Origin of the sequence: Archangium sp., assembly GCF_036389735.1 — a bacterium.
Lineage (GTDB): Bacteria > Myxococcota > Myxococcia > Myxococcales > Myxococcaceae > Archangium.
Genome location: NZ_DASVWK010000019.1, coordinates 1 through 7394, shown reverse-complemented (window position 1 = coordinate 7394; position 7394 = coordinate 1). Strand labels below are relative to the sequence as shown.

Genomic DNA, 7394 nt, shown 5'->3' with positions numbered 1-7394 from the left:
CGCCGCCGCGTCCACGGCATTGGCGGGGTGCAGGTCCGTGCGCACCTCCAGCACATCGGCCCCCCGGCTCCGAGCGTCGGTGGCGAAGCGGAGGGCCTCGGAGCCGCGGAGGCTCGGGGGGAGCGTGACGACGCGGCGGGCCGGGCTCAAGGCGCGCCCTCCGGAGAGGCGAAGGCGCGGAGGAACTCGACGAGGCTCACCGTATGGACGCGCGAGTGCAGCAGCGAGCGCTGCTCATAGATGGAGCTGATCTCCTCCTCCAGCGACATGCCGGGACGCAGCCGGGGGCGGGTGGTGTCGGCGAGGAGCCGCTCGCGGTAGGTCTCGAAGGAGATGGGCACGAGCAGGGTGTAACAGGGGTGCAACGTCTCCGCGTGGTAGGCGATGAAGCCGCCCCCCACCGCCACGAGGCTGCCCCGAGGCAGTTCGAGGAAGAGAGCGCGCTCGGCCTGGCGGAATGACTCGGGCTCCTTCGTCACCCACTCGCGCAGGGGGCGCCCGTGACGGCGCTCCAGCTCGTGATCCAGGTCCATCCCCGACCTGCCCAGCAGCCCACTCACCATCGGCAGCAGCCGCGTCTTGCCCGCGGAGCGGTGACCGGCGATGACGACGGTCTGCTCCGGGGTGGGCCTCGGCCGGAGGCCGGGACGGGCGAGCTCCTCCCTCAGCGAGGGCGCGAGCCGTGGGTCCACGGCCTCGAGGATCTGCTCGACGAACGGATGCCTCTGCTCAGCGGACGGTCCCGACATAGACGTAGGATGTCCCAAACGTCATCGGGTGGGCCACCCTCTCTTTGTAGGCGCCGGCCTGATCCATCAAGGAGAGGAACTTGTCACCGGCCGGGAAGGCGGCGGCGGTGCGGGGCAGGTACTCGTAGGCGGCGCGGTTGCCGGTGAGCAGTCCGCCGACGGCCGGCATGACCACCTTGCTGTAGAACTTGAAGAGGGCGCCGAAGAGGCCCGTGGGCTGACCGAACTCGAGCACCACGACGCGGCCACCGGGGCGCACCACGCGGGCCATCTCCTTGAGGCACTTCACCGGGTCATCCACGTTGCGGATGCCGAAGGAGATGGAGGCCACGTCGAAGGTGGCGTCCGCGAAGGGCAGCGCCATGGCATCGGCCACCTGGAACTCCACCTGGAGCCCCTCGCGAGCGGCCTTGGCCGGAGCGTGGTCCAGCATCTCCTTGCAGAAGTCGGTGCCGAGCACGCGACCCGAGGTGCCCACCTTGCGCTTGAAGGCCAGGGCCAGGTCGCCCGTGCCGGTGGCGCAGTCGAGGATGGCACTGCCCTCGGTGGCGCCGCTGTAGCGGATGGCCGCGCGCCGCCACAGCCGGTGGATGCCGAACGACATGACCTCGTTCGTCACGTCGTAGCGCGTGGCGATGGAGGAGAACATCTGACGAACTTCGGTGCTCATCGAGCCCCCGCGACTTGGGCCGGAAGCTCCGGCCTCCAAAGGTGACGGTCCACGGCGTGTAGCACACCGGGCAGCCGCCGCATCAATTGTTGGAAACGCTCCGGCGTGAGGGCCTGCTGCCCGTCACACAGGGCCTGCTCGGGCCGAGGGTGCACCTCGATGAGCAGCCCGTCCGCCCCGGCCGCCGCGGCCGCCAGCGCCATGGGTTGGATGAGCTCCGGCTCGCCCGTGGCGTGCGATGGATCCACGATGACCGGCAGGTGGGTGCGCAGCTTGGCCACCGCCACGGCCGCCAGATCCAACGTGTTGCGCGTGGCCGTCTCGAAGGTGCGGATGCCGCGCTCGCACAGGATGACCTGATCGTTGCCACCATCCAGCACGTACTCGGCGGCCAGCAGCCACTCCTGCACCGTCGCCGCCAGCCCGCGCTTGAGCAGCACCGGCTTGCGCACCTTGCCCAGCGCCCGCAGCAGCGGGAAGTTCTGCATGTTGCGCGCGCCCACCTGGAGGAGGTCCACGTAGTCCTCCATGAGCGGCAGCTGCGTGGACTCCATCACCTCGCTGACGATGGGCAGCCCCACCTTGCGCGCGGCCTCGGCCAGCACCCGCAGGCCCGGCTCGCCCATTCCCTGGAAGGAGTAGGGGCTGGTGCGGGGTTTGAATACCCCACCGCGCAGCACGTGGGCACCGGCGGCGGCCACGGCGAGGGCCGTCTGCTCCGTCTGCTCCATCCCCTCCACGGCGCACGGGCCGGCCATCACCACGAAGCCGGGGCCACCAAGCTCCACCCGACCCACACGTACACGCGTCCCCTCGGGCCGCCAGGCCCGCGACACCCGGGGGGTGCCTTCCGGGGGTGTACCCCTGCCCTCATGACTCGGCTTGCCACTCACGGGCGCCTCCCATCCCATGTGGAGTTCACGTTGTTTTGAACCCCGTGATGCTTGTATAGCCAAACCGGCGTACAGAACAACAAGAGGTTGCTGCCCTGGCAGGTGGCAGGCCCTCTTCAGAGGACCGCGGATGACGACGCTCGAACCCGCAGAAGGGGCCCGCTGGGTGGCCGGGGTAGTTGCCCTGGCCGGCGTGGATCCGCTCGCGGGGGCGGAGGTGTTGGGCGAGCCGTCCATCTATTGGGAGCGGCCGCTGGCGCGTGAGGCGGTGGCGGGATGGGGCGAGGCGTCGGCGGTGGAGGCCCGGAGCGCGGCCCAGGCCCAGGCGGTGTTGAGGGCGCTCTCCGCGCCGGCCTCGGTGCGGTGGCTGGGCGAGGCCCCCGCCGCGCTGCCCGGTCCCTGGTTTGGCGGCATGCGCTTCTCGGCGGCGGGCGGGGACACGGGGTGGGATGCGTTCGGCTTCGGCCGGTGGACGCTGCCCGAGGTGGTGGTGTGGCGCGAGGGCTCGGCCCTGGCGGCGGCGGTCTTCGCGCCCGAGGGCCCGGCGGCGGAGGACGTGGTGCGCTCGCGGCTGGCGCGGGTGGCGAGGGCCTTCCCGGCGGGGTACCGCCACGCGGGCCGGATGCCCCAGGCGCTGCGGCTGTCCTCGTCGCGGCCGGACTTCGAGGGGCGGGTGGAGCGCGCGGTGGAGACGATTGGCGCCGGGGGCCTCCAGAAGGTGGTGCTGGCGCGGGCGGTGGAGGTGGAGGGCGAGCGCGCCTTTGATGCGGTGGAGGTGCTGGCGCGGCTGCGCGAGCAGAACCCGCGCTGCGCCACCTTCCTCTTCCGGGCGCCGGACGGGACGGCCTTCCTGGGCGCCACGCCCGAGACGCTGTGCCGCTGGGAGGGGCGGCACCTGGAGACGGAGGCGCTCGCGGGCTCGGCCTCGCCCGCGCAGGCCGGGACGCTGGAGGCGAGCGACAAGGATCGCCGCGAGCACGAGGCGGTGGTGCGCTACATCCTCAAGGCGCTCAAGCCGCTGGCGGAGAGCATCGACGCGGACGCCGAGCCCGCGCTGCTCGCGTTGAAGAACGTGGTGCACCTGCGCACTGGCATTCGAGCGGAGCTGCGCGAGGGGGTGGGGGTGGCCGAGCTGGTGGCGGCGCTGCACCCCACGCCGGCGGTGGGGGGTACACCCCGGGAACGGGCGCTGGAGTTCCTCGTGGAGCACGAGGCGCTGGATCGGGGCTGGTACGCGGGTCCGGTTGGCTGGGTAGGACCCGGGCGGGCACATCAGATGGTGGCGCTGCGCTCGGCGAGGGTGAAGGGTTCCCGGGCCCGCCTCTTCGTGGGTGCTGGTATCGTGGCGGGCTCTAGCGCCGAGGCGGAGTGGCGCGAGACGGAGATGAAGAGTCTGGCCATGCTTCGGGCACTCGGAGGAGGACATGTCTGACGCCAACCTGAATCAGCTCTGGGCGCGGGTGTTGGTGGAGGAGCTGGTTCGCGGAGGCGTGCGGCACGCGGTGGTGTGCCCGGGGTCGCGCTCCTCGCCGCTCGCGCTGGCGTGTGCCGAGGGCGAGGGGTTGCTGCGCACCTGGTCCGTCATCGACGAGCGCAGCGCGGGCTTCTTCGCGCTGGGAATGGCCAAGGAATCGCGCTCCCCAGTGGTGTTGGTGGCCACCAGTGGGACGGCGGGGGCGCATTTCTACCCGGCGGTCATCGAGGCGTCCCTGGCACAGGTTCCGCTGGTGGTGCTCACCGCGGATCGGCCCCTGGAGCTTCAGGGGTGGGGCGCGCCGCAGACGGTGCCCCAGGCGCGGTTCTTCGGAGACTTCGCGCGGCTGTACGCGGATGTGGGGCTGCCGGAGGCGAGCGACGTGGCGCTGCTGCACCTGCGGGCCACGGTGGCGCGGGCGGTGGTCATGGCCTCGCGCGCGCCGAGGGGCGCGGTGCAGCTCAACGTGCCGTTCCGCGAGCCGCTCGCGCCCACGCCGGACGCGGACCTGGCCGACGAGCGCCTCTCCCCACTGGCCCGCGAGGGGCGGATCGGGGCGCCGCTCACCCAGATCTTCCCGACGGTCCGCCAGCCGGACCCGAGGATCCTGGACGAGGTGCGCGCGCGGGTGGCGGCCACCGAGCAGGGCGTCATCGTCTGTGGCCCTCGGGACGAGAGTGACGGTTTCGCGGAGGCGATCTCCGCGCTGGCCGAGGCCACGGGCTACCCGGTGCTGGCGGAGGCCACCTCGCAGGCCCGCTATGGCGGCGGCCCGGCGACGGTGTCCCTCTACGACGCGATGCTGCGGCACGCTCCCTTCGCCCTGGCCCACCGGCCGAAGCTGGTGCTGCGCTTCGGCGGGGGCCTGACGCCCAAGGGGACGCAAGCGTGGATCGACGGCTCGGGCGCGGAGGTGGTGCTCTTCAGTGACGAGGGCGCGCTGTTCGATCCGACGCACCGCGCGGCGCGGGTGGTGGAGGGCTCGGCGGTGGCGGCCTGCGAGGGGCTGTCCCGGGGGCTGTCCCGGGGGCTGGGCTCGTGGGCGCACAGCTTCCTGTGGGCCGAGCAGTGGGCGCGGTCCGCGCTGGAGTCGGCCTTCTCGGAGGACATGTCGCTCACGGAGATGCGCATCGCCCACGAGGTGGTGGGGGCGATACCGGAGGGGGCCAACCTCTTCGTGTCCAGCAGCATGCCCATCCGGGATGTGGACGCCTTCGCACCGGCCGCGGGCCGGCGGATCCGGGTGCTGGCCAACCGGGGGGCCAACGGCATCGACGGCATCGTCTCGAGCGCGCTCGGGGTGGCCGTGGCGTCGGAACGGCCCACGGTGCTGCTGACGGGAGACCTGGCCTTCCTGCACGACGTGGGCGGGCTGCTGACGGCGCGTCGGTGCGGGGTGTCCCTGACGGTGGTGGTGGTGAACAACGACGGGGGCGGCATCTTCTCCTTCCTTCCCATCGCTCAAGCCGAGGGGGCGCGGAAGCACTACGAGTCCCTGTGGGGCACGCCACACGGCGTGGACTTGTCGCACGCGGCGGCGCTCTACGACGCGCGCTTCCGGCGCCCGGACTCGCCCCAGGCGCTGCGGGCGGCATTGGCCGAGGGACTCAAGGGCGGTCTCCACCTCATTGAAGCCAGGGTGGCGGAGCGCACGACGAACGTGGATCTGCACCGGCGCCTCTTCGCGAAGCTGGGCGCCGCACTGGGAGAAGGCCCATGGCTCTGAAGCTGGCATACGAGACCTGGGGAGAGGGCTCACACCCGCTCCTCCTCCTGCACGGATTCACGGGGAACCGCTCCTCGTTCGATCACCTGCGCCCGCTGATGGGGGACAAGGTGAAGGCCATCGCGGTGGATCTGCCGGGACATGGGCAGACGCCACTGCCTACGCGCACGGGTCGCGAGGGCTTCCTGGAGACGGTGGACGCGCTGGTGGGGCTGCTGGACGAGCTGGGCGTGGCGAAGGCGAACCTGCTGGGGTACTCGCAGGGGGCGCGCTTCGCGTTGGCGGCGGCGTTGAACCGGCCCGAGCGCTTCGGGCGGCTCATCATGGAGAGCGGCTCGCCGGGACTGCACCGGAGGCAGGAGCGGACGGAGCGGCGCGCGAAGGACGCGAATCTGGCGACCTTCATCCGCCAGAAGGGCGTGGAGGCCTTCGTGGCGTATTGGGAGTCGCAGCCAATCTTCGCGGGGCTGCGCAAGCTGACTCCCGAGCAGCAGGAGTCCCTGCGGGCCCGGCGAGGCGCGTGCACGGTGGAGGGGCTGGTGGGGGCGCTGGAGTGCCTGGGCCTGGGAGTGCAGCCGGACTACTGGCCGGAGCTTCAGCGCCAGCGGCTGCCCACGTTGCTGTTGACGGGGGCGCTGGACGAGAAGTTCACGCAGATCGCCCGCCGGATGGCGGAGGAGCTGCCGGTGGTGTGGCGCCGCACGTTCGAGGACTGCAGCCACGCCCCGCATCTGGAAGTGTCGGAGGAGTACGCGCGCGAGGTCATCTCGTTCCTGCAGACTCCCTGGTACGAAGCCCCTGAGTTCGAGAACACCGTGCCGGACAAGAGCGCGGCCGGCGGCCACGGTTAGCCGCGAGTCCAAGGGATTCACATGAACGCGATAGCTCCCGCGGTGGAGGCGCCTCGCCCCACCTTGAAGACGTGGTTGATGGCCGCGCGGCCGAAGACGCTGACGGCGGCGCTGGTGCCGGTGATGGTGGGCACGGCGCTCGCCTACGGATTGGGCGTGGGCCGGTGGCTGCCGGCGCTGGCGGCGCTGGTGGGCGCGATGCTCATCCAGGTCGGCACGAACCTGACGAACGACTATTACGACTTCAAGAAGGGGGCGGACACCGAGGAGCGGCTGGGGCCGAAGCGGGTGACGCAGAGCGGGCTCATCGCGCCGAGCACGGTGCTGGCGAGCGCGCTGCTGTGCTTCGGGCTGGCGGTGGTGACGGGCATCTACCTGGTGGTGGTGGGCGGGTGGCCGATCGTGGCGATCGGGCTGGCGTCGGTGCTGTCGGGGTACGCGTACACGGGCGGGCCGTTCCCGCTGGCGTACAACGGACTGGGGGACGTGTTCGTCTTCGTCTTCTTCGGACTGGTAGCGGTGCCGGGGACGTTCTACGTGCAGACGCTGACGGTGGGCCCGGCGGCGTGGTGGGCGGCGATTCCGGTGGGGGCGATCGGCACGGCGCTGCTGGTGGTGAACAACCTGCGGGACGAGACGACGGACACGAAGGCGAACAAGCGGACGCTGGTGGTGCGCCTGGGCTCGACGGCGGGCAAAGCCGAGTACGTGCTGCTGCTGATCGCGGCGTATGCGACGCCGCTGGCGATGTGGGGCCTGGGGCTGGCGAGCCCGTGGGTGCTGCTGGCGCTGCTGAGCGCGCCGGTGGCGGTGCCGCCGTTGAAGCTGGTGCTGGGGGCGAAGGGGGCGGCGCTGAACCCGGCGCTGGGAGGGACGGCGCGACTGCAGCTGGTGTTCGGGCTGCTCTTCTCGGTGGGACTGTTCCTGAGGTGAGCGGATGCGCATCACGGAGACGACTCTCCGCCCGTTGCGCCTGGAGCTCGTGAGGCCGCTGAAGACGGCGAGAGCGACGTACGGAGCGCGAGAAGGCT

General features: G+C 71.7%; 7 protein-coding genes. 4 read left to right on the top strand and 3 right to left on the bottom strand.

The annotated features are described in order from the left end of the window. Nucleotides 1-146: 146 nt before the first annotated feature. The 3 genes from VF794_RS00595 to aroF are packed head-to-tail and all read right to left on the bottom strand — an operon-like array spanning nt 147 to nt 2312. On the bottom strand, nt 147-749 hold the full coding sequence (locus tag VF794_RS00595; RefSeq protein ID WP_331106650.1) for a shikimate kinase: 603 nt from the start codon (nt 747-749) through the stop codon (nt 147-149). Next, nucleotides 730-1419: a bifunctional demethylmenaquinone methyltransferase/2-methoxy-6-polyprenyl-1,4-benzoquinol methylase UbiE gene (ubiE, locus tag VF794_RS00590; RefSeq protein WP_331106648.1), complete on the bottom strand. Its 690-nt coding sequence runs from the start codon at nt 1417-1419 to the stop codon at nt 730-732. The genes VF794_RS00595 and ubiE overlap by 20 nt, the downstream gene beginning before the upstream one ends. Continuing rightward, nucleotides 1416-2312, bottom strand: a complete 897-nt coding sequence (gene aroF / locus VF794_RS00585; RefSeq protein WP_331106646.1) for a 3-deoxy-7-phosphoheptulonate synthase — start codon at nt 2310-2312, stop codon at nt 1416-1418. The genes ubiE and aroF overlap by 4 nt, the downstream gene beginning before the upstream one ends. Nucleotides 2313-2442: 130 nt before the next feature. On the opposite strand from aroF, the gene VF794_RS00580 reads away from it, so the two are divergent. Genes VF794_RS00580 through VF794_RS00565 form a run of 4 tightly spaced genes read left to right on the top strand, consistent with a single transcriptional unit; the run spans nt 2443 to nt 7296 of the window. Further along, nucleotides 2443-3744 (top strand): isochorismate synthase, encoded by a 1302-nt coding sequence (locus tag VF794_RS00580; protein WP_331106644.1) that lies wholly within the window; start codon nt 2443-2445, stop codon nt 3742-3744. After that, complete coding sequence (gene menD / locus VF794_RS00575; protein WP_331106642.1) at nt 3737-5512, top strand: 2-succinyl-5-enolpyruvyl-6-hydroxy-3-cyclohexene-1-carboxylic-acid synthase; 1776 nt, start codon at nt 3737-3739, stop codon at nt 5510-5512. Before VF794_RS00580 ends, menD begins: the two co-directional genes overlap by 8 nt. Next, a complete protein-coding gene (gene menH / locus VF794_RS00570) occupies nt 5503-6363 on the top strand; it encodes a 2-succinyl-6-hydroxy-2,4-cyclohexadiene-1-carboxylate synthase (protein ID WP_331106639.1) in 861 nt (286 codons plus the stop codon). The genes menD and menH overlap by 10 nt, the downstream gene beginning before the upstream one ends. Before the next feature lie 21 nt (nt 6364-6384). Beyond that, on the top strand, nt 6385-7296 hold the full coding sequence (locus tag VF794_RS00565; RefSeq protein ID WP_331106637.1) for a 1,4-dihydroxy-2-naphthoate polyprenyltransferase: 912 nt from the start codon (nt 6385-6387) through the stop codon (nt 7294-7296). Nucleotides 7297-7394: the final 98 nt, after the last annotated feature.

What these genes read in the sequence shown, in the direction of transcription:
- VF794_RS00595 (WP_331106650.1), bottom strand. Translation starts at nt 749, where the DNA reads ATGTCGGGACCGTCCGCTGAGCAGAGGCATCCGTTCGTCGAGCAGATC.
- ubiE (WP_331106648.1), bottom strand. Translation starts at nt 1,419, where the DNA reads ATGAGCACCGAAGTTCGTCAGATGTTCTCCTCCATCGCCACGCGCTAC.
- VF794_RS00580 (WP_331106644.1), top strand. Translation starts at nt 2,443, where the DNA reads ATGACGACGCTCGAACCCGCAGAAGGGGCCCGCTGGGTGGCCGGGGTA.
- menD (WP_331106642.1), top strand. Translation starts at nt 3,737, where the DNA reads ATGTCTGACGCCAACCTGAATCAGCTCTGGGCGCGGGTGTTGGTGGAG.
- menH (WP_331106639.1), top strand. Translation starts at nt 5,503, where the DNA reads ATGGCTCTGAAGCTGGCATACGAGACCTGGGGAGAGGGCTCACACCCG.
- VF794_RS00565 (WP_331106637.1), top strand. Translation starts at nt 6,385, where the DNA reads ATGAACGCGATAGCTCCCGCGGTGGAGGCGCCTCGCCCCACCTTGAAG.